Genomic DNA, 17,726 nt, shown 5'->3' with positions numbered 1-17,726 from the left:
CACAGCCTGATGACACGAGGGAATGCTATTACGCATAGTTGTGAGCCTGGCATTTTGTATGATTTTGGCGGCTTTCCGAAAGCCTTATATGAGCTGACTTATCCTGCTATCGGTCAGCCGGAACTTGCTCAAACTATTCAAACCTTGCTTGCAAAAAAAGGTGTGCAAGCCCATTTAGATTCAAGACGAAGTTTTGATCATGGGGTCTGGATACCCTTACTGCATTTAAGGCCAGAGGCGGATATTCCCATTGTGCAAATCTCACTCAATGTGGATGCTACACCAGAGGACTTGATTGATTTAGGCTCTCACTTGTATTCATTGCGCGAGCAAGGTGTCGCTATTATTGCTTCCGGCGGGTTAACCCATAACTTGTATGATATCCAAATGAAGCATCAAAAAGTCGCTGACTATGCAGCAAGGTTTGAGTTATGGGTAACCGAACAGGCGCAAAAACGTAATCTAAAAGCTTTGCAAAATGCGTCTGTGAAGAATCCAGATTTTAAGCAGTCACACCCGACGCCAGAGCATTATTTACCTTTGTTAATTGCGATGGGAGCGACCACCAAAGAGGATGAGTTTAGCCAGTTAACCAGCCCTATACAGCATCACTCTATCTCAATGACGAGCTTTCTTTGGCAAGGCGTATCTTAATATGACAAGAAGAGGAGAGAGCAAATGCGAGGGATAAAATTAAAGATAGCGCTTAATATCATAGAGCATGGACTCGAGGAGGCTGAGAAATAACACTCAGCCCCTTTGACACTTGTTGTGCTTGATACAGGTGGCCATATTAAAGCCTCGGCCAGTCAGGATAACTCAGGCACAGCAAGATTTGATATTGCTAAAGGTAAAGCTGCTGCGGCTTTAGGGTTAGGCTTTGGCACAAGGCAATTTTATAACCTAGTGAATAAAAATGTATTGCCAGCAATGTTCGCTACAACTATTAATGGCGTAACTGGAGGCAACTTTATCCCTTTGCCCGGTGGTGTTTTAATACTGGAGGCGGGCGAGGTTATCGGCGCCATAGGGGTATCGGGCGCAAGCTCAGATCGAGATGAATTTATTGCCATAAAAGCCATCGAAAAGCTTGGTCTAAGTGCTTCTGCTTAAGGATTTGAGGTGAGTGAGTATTAGAGGTAAGGTTTAGAGAATATATGGCTAACAGTCTTTAAATTGTTTGGACTTCAAAGGAATGAATATGAATTTCGCAATTGGGTTTCAATGTTTGGAGCTTACCTTTAAACCTATCGCGATACTTGATGTAGCGTTTTTATTCGACGCTGTTTCATCTGCTGACTTCCCACCTGATCTTGCTTTAGCAGAATTAAAAGATCTAGAAGAGGCCCGAAAATGGTGTGAGAAAAGAGTGGTTCAATGGCATGAAAAGCAATGTTTCGTTTGGACCTGCCAACGTACCTGTGATAATCAAGCTTTAGGGCAGGTGACGCTAACTGTGAAAGGACATGATTTAATCCTAGCTTACTGGATACACCCAACGTTTTGGGGCAAAGGGTTAGCCGTTAAAATGTGTCAATCTCTTATTACTCATCTTACTGAATTTGGCTTTCGAGGCTCTCTATTTGCAGCAATACATGCATGGAATGTAAGAAGTGAATCTGTATTGTTTAAATTAGGTTTTGAAAAAATGATTACGAAGGGACAATCAAATACTGATCATCAAGGAGAAAAACAGTTCCAATTAAAAACGATGAAACCCTAATGCTATGAAAGAAGCTAAAGGTTATATAAAACACCTACAAGCCGAACTCAGGCAAGTCAGTACGCCTGAAAAAGCCGCATCAAGTGCTCGTTATTTTCCCGAAGGCTTTGAATGTCTTGGAACCAATGCAACGGATATCAAACAGATACTGAAGGCTTTTCAAACTGAGTATGCTGATCTTAACGCCGAGCAAACCCTTGCATTAACCGAAGCCTTTCTCAAAGAAGCCAAATATAACGAAGAATTTTTATTGGCCTTTGCGCTGATTAATAAGTTTGTAAAACGTCATTATGACGATGCCTTATTAGCACGCTTTGAGTATTGGTTAGAGCACTATGCCGATAATTGGTCCTTGGTAGACGATTTATGTCTGAAAGCGATTTTTAATTTCTTGATGGCGCGGCCTCATCTCATTGAATCCATGCAACATTGGGCGTTATCACAGAGCCCTTGGTGTAGGCGCGCTGCCTGTGTTGTCTGGGTAAAATTTATCAAGCGTAAAATTGGCAAAGAGATCTATTATCTGAATACCGCCTTAGTCTTCAAACAGTGCGACTTATTGCTTGGGGATGAGAATAAGTTTGTACAAAAAGGGGTGGGCTGGTTATTAAAAGTGACGGCAATAGAGCACCAAGCTGAAGTTATCCTTTTTATAGAAGAAAATATTAATCGCTTTTCAAGGCCTACATTAGGTTATGCTATTGAGAAAATGGATGGCGAAACACGCAAAACAATGCTTTCTCTGAAATAATTTTGTGACAGCTACTTTCTGACAGCTACTTTCTGACACCTACTTTCTGAAACCTGATATTTGATGCTTAAAAGGAGCCTTTATGGATTTAGCTAATTGGATCATGTTTTCTTCAATCATTACTTTGGCTTCTATTTCACCTGGTCCTAATGTGATTGCCGTGATAGTACAGGCGTTAGAGTCTGGCTTAAGGGGCGCTTTTTATACCATCTTAGGTAATCTAATTGCGTTATTTACCATAACCCTAGCAGCGGCCTTAGGAGTAGGCGCTTTATTAGACGCCGCTCCCAGCGTCTTTAATGTGATGAAATTAGCAGGGGGTGCTTATTTAGCTTGGAAGGGTTTTAGGATGCTGAAAAGCTCTTTTAATAAGATGCCTACTATCAATTTGGCGAAGGCAGATAGTGATAAGTTAGAGCAAGAAAAGCAGATATCAAAACGAAGCTTGATTATCAAAGCCATGCTGATCTCCTATAGTAATCCAAAATCCATTTTATTCTTATCGGCTGTTTTCCCTGCGTTTTTAAATCAAAGTGAACCTTTACCGCTACAGTTTGGCATCATGTTTATGTCTATTATTTTGATAGTCAGTTCAATACATGCCGTTTATGCATTATTAGCCTTGCGCATGAAGTCTCGTTTGGTTGGCGCTAAATCGAGACGAATCATGGCTCGCCTCTCAGGCATTAGTTTTTTAGGCTTTGGTTGTGGGTTTATTTACCAGTCTCAGAAGTAAGATGCTAATTGAATATTATTAAAGGCCGTTATATACGAATTTATCTAATATTTGCGTATATAGAAGTCTTTATCAAAAAATGCTATTTCTTTATAAAACAATGGTTTAATGTATAGCCCTATTGTATCAAATTCTAGATCTGTTGAACTCTTAGTAAAAAGGAGACACTCGATTATTGCCTTCTATTGAGTCTGGTCGAGCACTTTTATTAATTTTCAGTTCAGAATAATTGTGCTTAATTGCTCCCTTTCTGTTTTAGTTTAAGAATTTAATTAAATACTAGATATTGGTATTTTAGCTATAGATGAATATTGACTGCTTTGTTTAAGGTATTAATTATGGAAGAAGTAAATAAAAAAATGATTTGTGGGTTCTGGCGACGTATTGCTGCTTTTATTATTGATGTAATCATTTTATCTGCCATTGGGTTTATTTTAGGCTTATTATTAGAGGATGTTTTTGTTCAGCTTGGCGAATGGGGAAGGCTGATCGGTTTTATCATTTCAATCTCCTATTTCGGAATTATGAATAGTTCTAAATTTGATGGACAAACTTTTGGTAAGAAATTATTTAAAATTCAAGTAGTCGATTCATCTAATTCAACAGTTGGTTTATCTAAGTCATTTTTACGATATAGCTTTCTTGCCGCACCATTTTCTTTAAATGGTATCCACATAACAGATCAAACAGTATCTTCTTATTTAGGATACCCATTATCGTTTATTATATTTGGCGGTGTATTTTCAATTGTTTATTTATATTTATTTAATCGAGTAACACGACAGTCTCTTCATGACCTTATGGTTGGTACTTATGTTGTAAACATCAGTCGTTCACAAGAAAGATTTGGTATGATTTGGAGACCACACCTTTTTATTGTGTCTAGTTTGTTTGTTATTGGTACTGCTTCACCTGAAATAGCATCGAAATTTATAGAAAATGAGCCATTCCAAGAAATACTATTAACTCAGCAAACGATTAATAAACTTGATGTTGTAAGATATGCAGGTGTTATGCAGAGTTCTAGAGTTTTAACTTCAGCTAAATCAGGTAATAGTAGTTCATTTACTTATGTAAGCGCTCAAGTAAATTTGTATGAAAAAGATGTGGATAATAACGATTTTGCTCGTGAGCTAGCAGAACTAGTGGTTAGCTCATATCCTGATTCACGAAGTCAAAATTTAATACAAATTAGCCTTATATATGGATATGACATAGGAATTTGGTCTAAATGGTATAGGGAAAACTATTCGTTTAACCCAAATGAAATTTAAGTCATAAAATAAAAAATATTTAATAACTTTTAGAAAATGGTTTGATTTATAGTCTAAAAATTAGGCTATAAATTGACCACACTTTGCTATTGTTGAATATATTTATTGCTTACATTTAGAACACGTTATTTTATAACCGATTATCTTTAATCAGCTATTGGTTATATGTATAAAACTGTTTTTGTTCTTTTTTAGAGTTTTTTTGCAAACCTTTGCCTGAATTGAGATGGGCTCAGCCCCATCTTTTGGTTAAAGGCTTTGCGATAGGCGCTGGTATCGAGATAGCCGACTTTCTGGGCGATAGATTCCACACTCAAATTAGAAGACTCTAAAAGATCGCACGCACTTTGAATGCGGGTGTTTTGAATATATTCGCTGGGTGAGAGTTGAAGGTGCTTTTGAAAGCGGCGTAATAAGGTGCGTTCGGTTAAATGAGTCAGTTGGGTTAAATCACCGACTTTGATCTGTTTTGCATGATGTAGTTGAATATAGTGCTGGCATGCAAGCACACTTTGGTCTGAGTGTTTATTGGGCTTAAACACTTGATAGTAAGCTTGTTCTCTATGGCCTGTGTCGACAACGAGTTGTTTGCCTAATTGTCGCATTAAGCTTGGGCAGGTGAGTACCGACACTAGCTCTAAACCTAGGTCCAGCCATGCCATAAGCCCGCCCGCGGTAATGATGTCTTTATCATTAATCAGAATCTTATCACCTTCTATTCTTGCCTTGGGGCAGTGTGCCTGTAGCTTTTGGCTTAATTGCCAATGGGTGGTAACAGGCCTGTTGTCTAATAATCTGGTATTGGCGAGCAGAAAAGCGCCTGCACAGGCTGAGCTCAAAATAGCGCCTTGCTTGTGTTGATCTATCAGCCAGAGATTCAATTGATTGAAAGAAGGGCTTTCACTCGCTAGATAAAAGTCAGATCCCAAACTCGGTGGGAGAATAATGGCATCAAATACTTGTTCAATGGGCTTGGATGCAGTCTTCTTAGACCAGTCAACTAAGCTCACGTCAAAGATTGGCTTTGCTTCATCTTCTCTACTGGTCTTAAATGCTGAGTGTGCTAATTCATCATCAGATTCTAGCGGTTTTTGAGTCAGGTCTAGACCCGGTAATAATTGCGGCGAGCTAATGCCATTAGCAAGTAAGAAGAGTTCTTCAAGGCCATAAAGGGCTGACTTTAGCGCATTAGGATAATTCACTATGGCAATCTTAATCATAAAGCTGGCTCGAATATTGGATTTTAACTAAATAAAGTGAATGTCTGATTATGCATTAATTGTGTCTAATTAGACGCTTATCGGTCAAGCCGTTAACTTGCATAATGTCTACCAAGTAATCGCCTAGCAAATAAAGGGTGGTTTTAGCTGAGAGCCTGAGTAAGCGCTTTCAATGAATTGAGTCTAATAAAAGGTAGAAAAAATGAGCCAATCCACAAACAACAAATCAGCGTTAGTTATTATTGATCCACAAAATGATTATTTGCCAGGTGGCAAGTATCCTCTTTGGAATATGGAAACCAGCATTAAGCAAATTATTGAGGCCATGGATAGAGCCAAAGAAAAAGGCATGTCGATTTACTTTGTACAGCATATTGCCCCAGAAGATGGCCCTTTTTTCCAAAAGGGGAGTGAAGGTGCTGACATTATCCCAGCGCTTAAAAAAGAAGCCCCGGATGCTAAGGTAGTACAAAAAACGTATGCCGATAGTTTTGAAAAAACTGAGTTAGATAGCCTACTTAACGCAGAAGGTATCGAGAATATCGTGCTTTGCGGCATGATGACACAAAACTGTATTACCCATACAGCGTTATCGAAAACAGCAGAAGGCTATCAGGTTTCCATCTTATCGGATGCCTGTACAACCGTGGATGAGATGGTACATAACATTGCCTTAAGTGCTTTGTCGGTTCGCTGTACTTTTATACCGACACAAGCACTTTAAATGGGCTTTATTACACTTTAAATTAATGCTGATGTGATTTGCTAGACCGCTTAATCGGTCCAGGGAACCTGCGATTAAGTCACCTCTTCTCAGTCTTCTCTTTTAAGGTATATGGGGAAAAAGTGTCAATCAAGGCGTCACTTTGCGTTTATTAATAGAAAATCACTGAAGGTACCTTTCGAGAAGAGACAACGCAGAATGTTACTTTTTCTGAAATGCCGAGTAGGTATGATTTAAAGACCCGAAGGGCGTGGTCTAAAAGCACTATCTTTACGTTAAGTGCCTTATTAATAGAATGACTATTAAGTTGCGGCTCTTGCCATAAATCTAAGCGCTTTTATCCACACGCTGAGGCGGGAGGACTTATTCGCAGGTTCCCTAGCTATAAGCCAATGTCCTTACAGTATACTGGGCGCTGAACTTCGGTTGTTTCATCGTCATAAGTAATGTAGGTTTTGACAGAGCATATTGGCTCAGGGTCAGGGAAAGATAAAATATTAACCGCATAATTTATCAAAGTAGACAGTAGTACTAATTCAAGTCCAGTCATTGTGTACTCCTATACCTTTTCGGGTATCCATGATTCATACCCTGTAACATCAGAAATCATGTCATTGTTAATACTTAGTGTTAATTGCAATTAATTAACTGACATAAGCCTATCTAAGTGAATGATCCTTTTCTGCGCTAAATCCATTTTTTTAGAGATTTTTTATGGGAGGAGTTAGCGAAAGTTTTGACTTCCTTATTTAAAATACTAGTTGCTTATGTCATTGATTTCCAAGATTTTACAACTTGATACAATTAAGGTAATAAATTGGAAGTGGGTTCACTATTGAGCATGAGATTAAAAGAGGAATAACGGAATTAGGTGGAATATAACTAGGCTAAATTTAAGTAAAAAAAGCACCTATTATGAAATAGATGCTTCTATTTTTGCTTTCTTGTTAAATCTTAAATTGGTTTAAGTCTGAATTTAGGCTGACCACACTCATGGCAATATCTTCATTGGCTTGAGCGACAAGTTTAGCGTCAGACCCTGTATCCTGTACGATTTGATTGATGTTATCTATGTTTCTTTGAACTTGATCTGCTACTGCAGCTTGTTGTTCCGCGGCGGTGGCGATCTGTCTATTCAAATCAGCAATTTCATTAACAGAACTCACTGTTTCTTCAAAACTTAAAGCGGTTTTTTGACCGATTTCTGAGCATTGTTGAGTAATGCTTAAACCTTTACTCATTCGGCTCATGGCATCTTCTGCACCACGTTGCAGGTTTTCAACCAGTTTTTGAATATCAACGGTGGATGTTTGTGTTCTCTGCGCTAGGGAGCGTACTTCATCGGCAACAACCGCAAAGCCTCGCCCTGTTTCTCCGGCCCTAGCCGCTTCGATTGCGGCATTAAGTGCTAAGAGGTTAGTTTGCTCTGCAATGCCTTGGATTGTATCTAAAACCGTACCTATATTATTGGTTTCTTGTGCTAGGTTACTGATGCTATCTGATGTCTCTTGCACATCTTTGGCAAGCTGAGAGGTGATTTTTTGGTTTTCTTCTGCCGCGGTTTGTCCTTTAGAGACCATTTCACGCACATTATTAGCAACCTCTGAGGCCTCATTGGTGCTGCGTGCCACTTCACTGGTTGCTTTACCCATTTCTTCGACGGCTTGTGCGACTTCTGAGGTTTCTGATTTTTGTTTCTCGACGCTATCAAGTGTGTTCTGGATAACTTGAACCGCCGCTTCAGAGCTTGAATTTAATTGATCTGTGGATTGAGAAACGTTGCTAATAATGCGATTAAGTTTTTCCATAAATTGGTCAAGTTTTTTGGCAACGACACCTAGTTCATCTTTAGATTTAAAGTTGAGTCTAATGGTGAGGTCGCCTTCACCTGTGACCAGGTCTTCAAGTCGACTTAATAATTCTTGTAGAGGGAGTATGACTGAGCGTCCAATGATGAATGGGATAATCAAGCTTAGTAATATTGCAAGCGCTAATCCAAGACTGATAAATACAATGGCGTCTTGCTCATCTTGATAGGCAGTGTTAGCCGCATCAATACTAAATGCTTGAACATCATTGAGTACTGCAATTAGATGTTCATCTAGGGAGTGGTTTAAATCTTCAACGCGCTTTATTTTATCTAGGGCTTTTAATATGCCATCCGTTTTGATTACCTTAAGAAATGCATTTGTTTCTTCCTCAAGTTGAAAAAACTCTTGCTCAACTTTTATATATTCAGCATACAAAGCTTGGTATTTTACTTTTGATTCAGGTATTAAAACTTCTTTTTCTAAATTGACAATTAATGCATCTGTTTCAACAATTTCGTCATGTAGTTTTTTTATTTTATATTCGAGCTCTTCAACAAGCTTACGTGTCTCAGGTGACTCACCTTGACCCTTTACGGCGTCCAATAACTCATGTGAGATAACTTTTTCTAATGCGATAGTCTGTTGTAATTGATGTTCTGTGATTAATGTCAGCGCTGCTGTAAGCGGAAGGTGGTCATTAGAAATTTCTTTGATCTCGTGCCCAATTTTCGCCATTTGAGCCAATGCAAACCAACCAAGAGTAGCAACGAGTACAATTTGTATCGCGCCCATTATGATGAATTTGTGCGAGATTTTAATTGAAGAAAGCATTTATCGTCTCCAGATCAGTCGAAAGTTATTCGAAAATAAGTTCTTGTGTTTTATTTTTGAAATTAGTTAAAACCTTTAAAGCAAAGTCAGTATCATCAGACAAGAAATGCTCTAGTTTGTCGTCATCCATAAAGATAGTCATTTTGCTGGCATCTACCAGTTCATCGTTAGAAAGTTTACGAAATCCCATCCGCCATTCTGAAAAACTACGATTCGTTATTTGGGCGCGTCTTAAGCAGGTGACTTTTGAGTGGCGAGTGTCACGCTTAATTTTTTGGTAGAGAGTATCAACACTTGTTTCATTGCCCTCAATCACTTGGATAAATGTACCTGCGCCGTTATAAAGTAAGACACCAGATATAGAGTCTTTTTCATTATTCTTGCGAAAGCTATCAAGCATTTTGATCAGTTCAGGGGTGGAGAATTTTTTTTCGGCTTTACTTATATAGGCAACAGAAATCATAGGGAAGCCCTCCTTAGCATTAATCATGCACTATGAAAGCCTTTTAAAACGTTTGCTTATGTTTTGATTTTGTAGTGTTTTGAAAGCAATAAGGTATTGATATTGGTAAAAGCTAAAATCTGACGTGATTCGCTATATCAGTAATTTGAATAAAACAAAAATGCTGTAAAGTTTTGATAATGATTAACGCCACTTTTAATTCAGCTTATAAATATTTTTTTATTTTTGATACCAGCGCGCTAATAGTTTGCTGAGTGCTTTACTGGCGCTATTTCGTTTTTCACTTTCTCTTATTAAGGCTGACCAAGCCAGATCCAATCCTTTTTCTCCTAATTGAACGAAGCTCAGCCTTTGTGATTGAAGGGCGGCATCTACGGCCCATTTAGACAAAATACTCATACCTAAGCCTGCACTAATTAACTCTATGATGGCATCTGTCATTTCAACCACCTCAACTTGTTGAGGAATAACACCAGACGGGCGAATGAAACGCTCATATTCAAACCCAGGCAAAATGTTTTGACTGTAGGTGTAATACTTTTCTTGACTCAAATCTTGCGCTTGTATAAAGGGTTTGTGGCTCAGAGGGTGATCATATGGTGTGACCAGAACTAACTCGTCTTTAAAGAGTGGAATAGGAATAATACCAGGGGTTGCAAGATAACCAGGAGCAATGACGATATCGACTGAACCATGTTGTAAACTGGTAATCGGGTTTTGGGTAGCTGAGGCAACCAGTTGCAGCTTTAGTTTAGGGGCTTTGTGGCTGACAAACTGCATAAATTCAGGCAACCAGTGATAGCAAGAATAGGCTGCAACACCTAAGCGTACGATTTGGTTTTGGTCACTGGCATTTTGTTCAAAATCCTTTTCGGCTCTTCCAAGGGCGGGTAACGATTGCAATGCGGCTTGGGTAATTAAGTTGCCTGCTGGTGTGAGTTTTAAACGCCTGCCTTCTTTCTCAAATAATTTGCCTCCCATACGCCGTTCTGCTTCAGCGATTCTATGACTTAAGGCCGACTGGCTAATACCGAGGGCATCGGCAGCTTGTGCCACATTGCCTAGCTCTGAAATCGCTTTTAGCATCTGCCAGTGTCTAATTTCTAGTTTCATGTTAGGCCTATTTTGCTGTTTAAATACATTAAAGTTTTGCATGTATTTAATGATTTATTCACTTATATATTAATCTAGTTTCAACTATTGTCTAGCCTGTAAAAACGAAAATAAAGCGTAAGCGGCATAAGGGTTAGTTTGAATGAGTGTTAACCAAATCAAAGAGATACAAAGTATGAGCACAGACGTTAGTGGCCCTATTATGGTGTTGCTCGCGGCAATTGGCTTTGGTTTTAACCCTCTCTTTGCACAGATACTGTTTGCTCAAGGTATGTCTGCTGAAATGGTGACCCTTTATCGCTTTATTTTACCGGGTATCTTGTTGTCATTTTATCTTCCAACCCCGGCTATTTTATGGCCAGAAGTGACTAGAATGCTGATGCTAGGCTTTGCTAATGGCGTAGGGATTTTTGCTTATTTTTATGCATTGCAAACCTTAGCATCGGCGACGGCGATTTTAATTTATTACACTTATCCTTTTTTCTCACTGTTATTAGGGGTAATGATTTTTAAGCGCAGTGTGAATACGAATGCGGTTTTGTCCGCTGCGCTTGTCTTGATTGCGGCATCTTTAGTCATAGACCCTGCAAGCTTATCTATGGAATCTAAGCTTGCTTTAGTTGGCTGCTTTCTGGCGCCTTTGGTATTTGCGTTTCAAATACAATATTTGGCTAAGCCAAAACAAAATCTAACTGCACCTAGAAGAATGGCTTGGGGCACGCTTGGTCACTTATTTGTGCTGATTCCTTTAGCCATTTATTGCGCGCCGCAAATGCTCTTTCCAGAAGAGGTGAGTGGTTGGTGGGCTTTAATCGGGTTGGCTTTTCTGGCAGCGGCTATTCCTCAATATTTGTTCGTGATGGGCGCGATTAAGACTAAGCCAGAAATTATAGCGATTTTTGGCTCTGCTGAGCTGGTGGTGGCCATGCTTTCTTGTGCTTTTTTACTTGATCAAGCGTTGACGCGTTTAGATATCACCGCCATGTTATTGGTCATGATTGCGCTAGCGATTCGACATCCTGCCCCTAAACACGCAAGCGAGCCGTTATTAGCAAAATCTGATTACCCTAAAACCATAGAGCAAGCGCTAAAACAAGCCTCTTGAGCTGATTGCTGATACACTCTTTTCCCTTATCGGTCAATTTGTTAGCTTATATAAAGCAAATTTAGGTTTGGATGGAAGTGTTTGTATGATTGCCATTTTATGGATGACTGGGAGCCTAGTGTCATTTTGCCTCATGGCGGTAGCGGCGCGTGAGTTAGCGAGTGAACTCTCTATTTTTCAAGCGCTATTTTTTCGCAGTGCCATTGGCCTTATTTGTTTAAGCGTGATTTATCTAGGTTTAAACAATAAACCTCAACTTTCGACTCAAAGGCTTAAACTTCATTCGTTACGAAACCTTGTGCATTTTGCTGGGCAATATGGCTGGTTTATGGGGATCAGCTTATTACCTTTAGCCAATGTGTTTGCATTGGAATTTACCGTCCCAGTCTGGACCGCATTAATTGCCGCTGTATTTTTAAAAGAAACCCTCACTCAAAAAAAGATTATCGCGATATGTCTTGGCTTAATGGGTGTACTTATTATAGTGAAACCAGGCTATGGCATTTTTGAAATGGCTTCTTTAATCGTCATAGGCGCAGCCATGTGTTATGCCGTGGCTTATACCTCAACTAAAGCGTTAATGAGCACAGAAGCCCCTTTTAGTATTTTATTTTATATGTGTCTTCTACAGCTACCGATAGGTTTAGTTGGGTCAGTCGACCATTGGCTTTGGCCAGAAGGAATACAATGGTTGTGGCTAACATTGATAGGAATTACCGCTTTAACCGCGCATTTTTGCATCACCAAGGCCATGGGGTATGCCGAAGTGACCGTGATAGTCACCTTGGATTTTTTACGCTTACCCCTTGTGGCACTAATTGGTGTTCTCTTATATCAAGAGGCATTTGAGTTAAGTTTACTGCTAGGGGCTGGGGTGATGTTATTGGGTAATCTGGTAAATACCCAACGCAAAGCTAAAACCTAATCCAAGCTTCCTTAATTGATAGGGGTGGCTCCCTTGTTTCTTCGGCTTACATTGATTGAGAGATTCCCACGATATTCTTTTAGGCCCTCTTTATAGACTGCAAAAGTTAATTATTGATTGAGTAATTAATGCTTAATTTTTTTATTTAAATTGCAGGTATCACTATGAAAGAGACAGATGCTCAAAGAAATGCCCGACGCAAAATTGCTTCTTGGGTAACAAATAAATTAAACGATACTCAAAATTCAGCAGAAGCACGTTTTATGCGTGATTGTGTGTTACGAGCGCTTGGCCGTATTAATACTAACCTAACCGCTTTAGAAGGTTCAGTGCGAACCAGTATGATGCTAAAAACCACTGAGCCGTTGGTATGTTTTTATATGAAAGGGGGTAATGCCTATAAATGTATTATGGATAATAATGCCCGTACCCGTGATGGTGGTGGTGATTCTGATTGGGATACCCAAATCCTGATTAACCCTTGGGCACCAGAACCTGTGCGTAAAAAACTTTATGCCGAAATTGAAGAGTTAGTACTGGATGAGTTTAAAACCTGTGCCAATGAAATTGCCACTGGATTGCATCAAGGTAAGGCCACAGCCACACCTGCACCGCTACCTGGTGCTGTCGCAGTACCTGTTGTTGGTCCTGATGATTTTGCAGCAGCAAGGGATCTCAATGCTATTTATCAAACTGCAATTGACGCGGAATATTTAGCTGATGCGGTCGCTAGAACTGAATTTAAGCCTGCCATTCGAGCCACATTAGGTAACATCTCAGCGGGTAATAACATGATTAAGATGGATGGCGAACAAACGATCCGTCGTATTTATGATAATGAGGTGATAGGCCTTTCTTTTAACGACAGAATGCCATTGGTTGCACCAATTGATAATGCACTAACACCCTGTCCTGGTTTATTGTTTAATGAGTCGATAAAGCCTTTTTCCCTTTATCGTTTAGGTTATACCTTCCATGTGATGGATCATGCGAATGAAAGAGTGTTACCGAAAGTTGCTTTAGGTGAATTGATTGACGTGACCATACCCAAAATTCACACGGTTGAAGCGGTTGAAGTATGGGAAGATATGATGGTTTCTGGTCATATTACGATAGCGCAAATCCCTGTGAATGTAGGGACTTATGCGCCGGTAAATTTACCTTTACCTAGTATGCAATATCATTTAGCTGAAATGATGCTGATGTTAGGTGAAATCAGTGATGGATCTTCACATCATATGGATAAAACCCATAAACGAACGCGCCGAATGCATGATATTTTGGAATACACCATACCGGGGGCAGTGGGTAATCAGCAAAATGATTTTGATGCTTTAAATACAAGAATGCTGTGTGCTGCTGCCGGTGTGGCGAATGAGACTGAGCTAAAATCGTCAACGGCTTCGACTCAGCAATTTACCCAGTTAGTGAATGTGAGAGATCCTGCTCGAAACTTTACAGGGGGCTCAAACCTTAGGGTGAAAAATTTCATGATTAACCAGATGGAAAATGCAATTGTGCCGGAAGTAGGTCCTATTCCGGTTACCTTTAGTCATGAAGCATTTAATGAGTATTATGTCACTAAATCTCTACCATCGAGTAAAGGTTATGCTAAGAAGCTTGTTTTAATTATTCCCAAAAATGACCCTAGTGTTAGTTTAAGTAAATTGATTTTAACTATTTCTAATATTAAATATGGTACGACCAAAAATTGGGAGCCTACTTTATTAGAAAGTGGTGAACTAGGATTAAAGGAAAGGTTAGAGAGTTCTAATATTATTTCAACTAATAATATTGCAACAACAGGAATTGATTGCTGGAAAATTATAGTTTGTGAAAATGATATAAACCTAAATGCTATATTTAGTGAGCTTTCTAAAGGCTTGCTTAAGATTAAAGATAATCTTACAAGAGGTATTCCTGCTGCTTTATCTATGAAAGTGAAGGATTATGTAAGGTATGACCATAGAGGTATTTTGCGTGAAAAATTTATCATTATTCAAGACCGTGGTAGCAATATTATCGGTGTAGTTAATTTAGTGATTGGCGATCAAGCACGTTCAGGTGGTACTTTCTCAATGTTAGGTACTCAAGATGCGCATAAGTTAGCAACCTTAGTCGATATTGGTCGACAACGTAAGTTTGCGGCGTCTTTGATTCATGATTACACACTGAAAACGAAAGTCTCTAAACAATTAGAAACTATTCAATCTTTAATAGATTGTTAATTTCTTAAATGAAGTGGCATAAAAGGTCGAGCATTTAATTATGTTCGACCTTTTTTATACGTTAAAGAATAACCACAGATTAAACCGCGTTTTCCATTCATTATCTCGATAAACTTTTTAATAAGGTGTTTTAGACAAACAACACATATTAAAACAGGAGATATTATGTCTGGGTCTAACTTATCACTTCAAAATTTGGTTGAAGCAATCATGAATTCGATTGCGGATGCACAAGATCAGATTGAAAAGCAAACACTCGATAATATAAATGAATGGTTTGACGAAGATGGTCGCCCCAAAATGGTGTCCTTTAAAGTGCCTTCTTTACATCCTGATGATATTGAAAAACAACATCAGGGTGAACCTGTTGAACGTGAAGTCAATATCCCTCTTTTAACCCTCATGCAGAAAAATCCGATCAAGATTAAACGTCTTTTAGCTAAGTTTGAAATCACGTTAGGCAGTGTGCAAGTCGTAGAAGATGAAGAAGTAAAAGGGAAACGAAAAATGATTGGTTCAGAAACGACCAAGAAGATTCGTAAAGTTCTTTCGACTGATTTGTTTACGGCCAATGGCAAGGACAGCGCGCGTTCTCGTCAAGCCAGTATGGAAATTGAGTTTGAAAGTAGTGAGCCGACGGAAGCATTCTTGAAATTACAGAATGACTTACTGAAGCTTTTTTAAGATGAGTAAGTGAGAGGTATTTATATGAGTGAACTAGTAAAAATGTCGGACCAATTTGGTGGCTTGCCGCTGGATCAATTAATTGGTGGCCCGTTAGCAGCGGCTTGTGATGCACAAATGTCACTGGCTAAAGCCACATCGGACTTTATCGAAACGGTAGGCTTTGAAGATGGCAAGGTACGTTATGTTAACTTCAAATACGATAAGTATGAGCAGGAAGACCAAGCGGATGGTAGCTTAAAAAATGTTAAACGTGAGTACGACTTGCAAATTCCGTTTATCTCTATTGTCTCTGTTCCGACTCTGCAAGTGACGGAAGTTGATGTTAATTTCATGATGGAAGTGAAATCTTCTTTCAGCGAAAAAACCAAAGAAGATCGCCAAGCCTCTTTTGAAGCCGAACTGCAAGGCAAAGTGGGTCCATTTAAAGTGAAAGCTAAGGTGCAAGGATCGATTGCATCGAGTAAAGAAACCCAGCGTCAATCGGATAACTCGGCGAAATATGATATTGCCATTAAGGCGCGTCAATCAGGCACGCCAGAAGGGTTATCTCGCGTGCTAGATATTTTGCAACAATCCATTGCGCCTGTACCTACCGGTGTTGCCACAGCGATTGAAGAGGAAGTGGCTTAACTTTAACAACACAAATGGTCTCCTTGGAGGCCATTTTACCTTATTAGCTAGATGACAATTATTAGAAAAATAGAGCAATAGGACTGAGTATGTTTAATCAATCTTCAGAAGCCATGAATACTTTTGATATCACTGATGTGGGCCATATTGAACGTATTGTCGTGGGGAGTATTACCCCAGGCGAAATGCCCACTGAGCAAGATAATCAAGCTAAAATGGCACGGATTAACCGCTGTTTAAGTGACTTCCCCAAAGGACGTATTATCGGCGTAGAACGAAGCTTCTCTGTGGTTCGAGTAGGGGAGCATCAAGTGGTACTTGAAGCCGTGGTGTATCATATAGGGTTTAAGAAGGTGCCGCTTTGGTTAGAAGAAGAAAAGCGCCGCAAGCCTAACTATCAAATTGACCCGGAGAAAGTGGATAAATTTGTCAGCCAATATTAAGACAAGTTTGTTCCTTGATAGCTGTTCACACCTCCATAGCTCTATTACTAAGGCCCTTTTACGCGACTTTCAACTTGTCTGATAAAGGCGCTAATTTAGGGCTATGTTTTAGCGCTATTTTTAGAACTATTTTTAGAGCTATTTTTAGAACTATTTTTTAATGCCGCTTTCTTTCTAACATTTTCTTGAACACTGACTCATTTCACCTTTTTCTTAAGTTTGTTAACATCACTTGCCCTTTAAGAAGGGGTCATTAATAGAGAGAATGTTTAACAGAAGGTTATATTCGATATGCTCAGTTTTTTTCGAGCACTCAGCTTTGCTGAAGGTGTTTCTTATATATGGATTCTTGCAATTAGTCTTGGACTAATTAGCAGAGATTATGTCTCTATGGTGGGTATGACACATGGGATATTATTTATGATTTATCTCGTCATTCTTGCCCTAGTATCTGAGAAAGCAGGATGGTCAAAAAAGGCCAGAGGCGGGTTGTTTTTAGCTTCTATCATTCCTTTCGCTTTTATAGGCGCAGAGATGTTTCTAAGGGAATCTATTATTAAAAAGAAGCCAGTAACTAATTAACTTGATTCTAACTATTTTTTATGAGATGAAAATAGATGTGCGGTTAAGATGTAGAGGCTATTAATTAAATGGAATAAAAAATCAAGAGTGAAATAATTTATACAGGAGAAATTATGAAAAAAATAATCTTATTAACACTGCTTTCAGTATGCCACACTGCATATGGTGATATTAATTGTAAAGGTACTGTGGATAATGTTATGGATTATCCTGGAAAATGCGAAAATGGAAATATGGCTTTTAGAACATCAGCAACAAACGGTAAGTGGGTTTGTCCACCATCTGATAAAGGGAATGCTCTGATTTTATCTTCTTACGCCGCACAGTTTGAAATTGGTGTCTATATAGATGATCAAGATGGAACTGTTTCATGTGATACGCTAACAAATTATACAAAAGCAAAGTATATCCTTACAATACGTTGATTTATATGATTTTTTATTGATTTGAACTTTTATGATATTCATAATATAAGGAAGT

The 17,726-nt window shown here is 39.0% G+C and carries 20 protein-coding genes; 15 read left to right on the top strand and 5 right to left on the bottom strand.

Translation table 11 applies throughout. The annotated features are described in order from the left end of the window. The first annotated feature begins 9 nt into the window (after window positions 1–9). From MED121_RS08520 to MED121_RS08495, 6 genes are all read left to right on the top strand, one after another. Entirely contained in the window at window positions 10–654 is a 645-nt protein-coding gene (locus MED121_RS08520) for a class III extradiol ring-cleavage dioxygenase (RefSeq protein ID WP_009833258.1), read from the top strand. A gap of 105 nt (window positions 655–759) precedes the next feature. After that, a complete protein-coding gene (locus MED121_RS08515) occupies window positions 760–1,113 on the top strand; it encodes a heme-binding protein (protein WP_009833257.1) in 354 nt (117 codons plus the stop codon). 88 nt (window positions 1,114–1,201) lie between these two features. After that, window positions 1,202–1,723 carry a GNAT family N-acetyltransferase gene (locus MED121_RS08510; protein WP_036179794.1) on the top strand — a complete coding sequence of 174 codons (522 nt, stop codon included), beginning with the start codon at window positions 1,202–1,204 and terminating at the stop codon, window positions 1,721–1,723. Between the two features lie 4 nt (window positions 1,724–1,727). Further along, the gene (locus tag MED121_RS08505) at window positions 1,728–2,474 is read left to right on the top strand and encodes a DNA alkylation repair protein (protein WP_009833255.1); all 747 of its coding nucleotides are present in this window, start codon (window positions 1,728–1,730) and stop codon (window positions 2,472–2,474) included. 82 nt (window positions 2,475–2,556) lie between these two features. Next, window positions 2,557–3,210, top strand: coding sequence for a LysE family translocator (locus MED121_RS08500; RefSeq protein WP_009833254.1), 654 nt, complete (start codon window positions 2,557–2,559; stop codon window positions 3,208–3,210). Between the two features lie 338 nt (window positions 3,211–3,548). Continuing rightward, on the top strand, window positions 3,549–4,484 hold the full coding sequence (locus MED121_RS08495; RefSeq protein WP_009833253.1) for an RDD family protein: 936 nt from the start codon (window positions 3,549–3,551) through the stop codon (window positions 4,482–4,484). A gap of 191 nt (window positions 4,485–4,675) precedes the next feature. Here MED121_RS08495 and MED121_RS08490 read toward each other — a convergent pair whose 3' ends face one another. After that, window positions 4,676–5,704: a helix-turn-helix domain-containing protein gene (locus tag MED121_RS08490; protein ID WP_009833252.1), complete on the bottom strand. Its 1,029-nt coding sequence runs from the start codon at window positions 5,702–5,704 to the stop codon at window positions 4,676–4,678. 202 nt (window positions 5,705–5,906) lie between these two features. Here MED121_RS08490 and MED121_RS08485 point away from each other — a divergent pair, with 202 nt between their 5' ends. Then, entirely contained in the window at window positions 5,907–6,428 is a 522-nt protein-coding gene (locus MED121_RS08485; RefSeq protein WP_009833251.1) for a cysteine hydrolase family protein, read from the top strand. Window positions 6,429–6,810: 382 nt separating this feature from the next. Here MED121_RS08485 and MED121_RS24400 read toward each other — a convergent pair whose 3' ends face one another. The 4 genes from MED121_RS24400 to MED121_RS08470 form a co-directional block, all read right to left on the bottom strand. Next, window positions 6,811–6,978 (bottom strand): hypothetical protein, encoded by a 168-nt coding sequence (locus MED121_RS24400; protein WP_009833250.1) that lies wholly within the window; start codon window positions 6,976–6,978, stop codon window positions 6,811–6,813. Window positions 6,979–7,375: 397 nt separating this feature from the next. Further along, entirely contained in the window at window positions 7,376–9,070 is a 1,695-nt protein-coding gene (locus MED121_RS08480) for a HAMP domain-containing methyl-accepting chemotaxis protein (protein ID WP_036179792.1), read from the bottom strand. A 25-nt stretch (window positions 9,071–9,095) separates the two neighbouring features. After that, the gene (locus tag MED121_RS08475; protein ID WP_036179791.1) at window positions 9,096–9,533 is read right to left on the bottom strand and encodes a BLUF domain-containing protein; all 438 of its coding nucleotides are present in this window, start codon (window positions 9,531–9,533) and stop codon (window positions 9,096–9,098) included. Window positions 9,534–9,752: 219 nt separating this feature from the next. Then, window positions 9,753–10,646: a LysR substrate-binding domain-containing protein gene (locus tag MED121_RS08470; RefSeq protein WP_036180048.1), complete on the bottom strand. Its 894-nt coding sequence runs from the start codon at window positions 10,644–10,646 to the stop codon at window positions 9,753–9,755. Window positions 10,647–10,788: 142 nt separating this feature from the next. Here MED121_RS08470 and MED121_RS08465 point away from each other — a divergent pair, with 142 nt between their 5' ends. From MED121_RS08465 to MED121_RS08430, 8 genes are all read left to right on the top strand, one after another. Further along, window positions 10,789–11,751: a DMT family transporter gene (locus MED121_RS08465; protein WP_009833246.1), complete on the top strand. Its 963-nt coding sequence runs from the start codon at window positions 10,789–10,791 to the stop codon at window positions 11,749–11,751. Window positions 11,752–11,836: 85 nt separating this feature from the next. After that, window positions 11,837–12,676 carry a DMT family transporter gene (locus MED121_RS08460; RefSeq protein ID WP_009833245.1) on the top strand — a complete coding sequence of 280 codons (840 nt, stop codon included), beginning with the start codon at window positions 11,837–11,839 and terminating at the stop codon, window positions 12,674–12,676. 164 nt (window positions 12,677–12,840) lie between these two features. Beyond that, complete coding sequence (locus MED121_RS08455) at window positions 12,841–14,904, top strand: hypothetical protein (protein WP_009833244.1); 2,064 nt, start codon at window positions 12,841–12,843, stop codon at window positions 14,902–14,904. A gap of 165 nt (window positions 14,905–15,069) precedes the next feature. Then, on the top strand, window positions 15,070–15,588 hold the full coding sequence (locus tag MED121_RS08450; protein WP_009833243.1) for a DUF2589 domain-containing protein: 519 nt from the start codon (window positions 15,070–15,072) through the stop codon (window positions 15,586–15,588). A gap of 24 nt (window positions 15,589–15,612) precedes the next feature. Further along, window positions 15,613–16,221 (top strand): DUF2589 domain-containing protein, encoded by a 609-nt coding sequence (locus MED121_RS08445; RefSeq protein ID WP_009833242.1) that lies wholly within the window; start codon window positions 15,613–15,615, stop codon window positions 16,219–16,221. Window positions 16,222–16,310: 89 nt separating this feature from the next. Beyond that, on the top strand, window positions 16,311–16,664 hold the full coding sequence (locus MED121_RS08440; protein ID WP_009833241.1) for a hypothetical protein: 354 nt from the start codon (window positions 16,311–16,313) through the stop codon (window positions 16,662–16,664). A 291-nt stretch (window positions 16,665–16,955) separates the two neighbouring features. Further along, window positions 16,956–17,246, top strand: a complete 291-nt coding sequence (locus tag MED121_RS08435) for a DUF3817 domain-containing protein (RefSeq protein ID WP_009833240.1) — start codon at window positions 16,956–16,958, stop codon at window positions 17,244–17,246. Window positions 17,247–17,359: 113 nt separating this feature from the next. Next, on the top strand, window positions 17,360–17,671 hold the full coding sequence (locus MED121_RS08430; protein WP_009833239.1) for a hypothetical protein: 312 nt from the start codon (window positions 17,360–17,362) through the stop codon (window positions 17,669–17,671). The last annotated feature ends 55 nt before the right edge of the window (window positions 17,672–17,726 follow it).

The sequence above is a fragment of the Marinomonas sp. MED121 genome, from assembly GCF_000153025.1.
In the GTDB taxonomy this organism is placed as follows: Bacteria; Pseudomonadota; Gammaproteobacteria; order Pseudomonadales; family Marinomonadaceae; genus Marinomonas.
This window is presented reverse-complemented; position numbering and strand designations above follow the sequence as displayed.